A 682-nucleotide genomic window follows, 5' to 3' on the forward strand; every position below is an offset into this window, starting at 1 on the left:
CGGTCAGCAGCGGACACAGCGCGAACGACAGGTTCGCCGCGTTCAGCATCTCGATGCACGGCGTCGCGATCAGCTTCGGCAGCCCCTGGCCGTCATAGTCGGCCGGATGCTGCAGCCCCTGCCAGCCACCTTCGACGAACTGGCGGAACGCTTCCTTGAAGCCCGGCGTCGCGGTCACGACGCCGTCCTTCCAGCTGCTCGGGTTGCGATCGCCGTCGACGTTCAGCGGCGCCAGCACTTCGCCGCAGAATTTCGCGGATTCGTCGAGCACGGCCTGCGCGGTGTCGAACCCTGCGTCCTCAAAGCCCGGTAGCTGCGCGACTTCGTCGATGCCGGCGAGTTCCTTCAGCACGAACAGCATGTCCTTGACCGGTGCGGCGTAACTCATGTTGCTCCTCCGTCTTCTGCTTATGGCGTAAAAAAGGGGCGCTCGTTGGCGCCCCTCGTGTCGTGTGCTTATCGCTGAAGCATCATGCGCAGCGCATCGCCCCGCGTCAGCCCAGTTCGTTCACGAGTTCCGGCACGAGCGTGAACAGATCGCCGACGAGACCGTAGTCGGCCACGCTGAAGATCGGTGCTTCGGGATCCTTGTTGATCGCGACGATCACCTTCGAATCCTTCATGCCGGCCAGGTGCTGGATCGCACCCGAGATGCCGACCGCGATGTACAGCTGCGGTGCGA

Annotated in this window: 2 protein-coding genes; both read right to left on the reverse strand. The window is 63.8% G+C overall.

The genetic code is table 11. From position 1 onward, the window contains the following. Window positions 1-388: acyl-CoA dehydrogenase N-terminal domain-containing protein (locus G3N94_RS41910; protein WP_205799983.1), on the reverse strand; the 388-nt coding region annotated here is incomplete at its 3' end. 106 nt (window positions 389-494) lie between these two features. Then, on the reverse strand, window positions 495-682 hold a 188-nt coding region (locus tag G3N94_RS41915; RefSeq protein WP_205799984.1), incomplete at its 5' end, for an FAD-binding protein.

This window comes from Burkholderia sp. Ac-20353 (assembly GCF_017104785.1).
Lineage (GTDB): Bacteria > Pseudomonadota > Gammaproteobacteria > Burkholderiales > Burkholderiaceae > Burkholderia.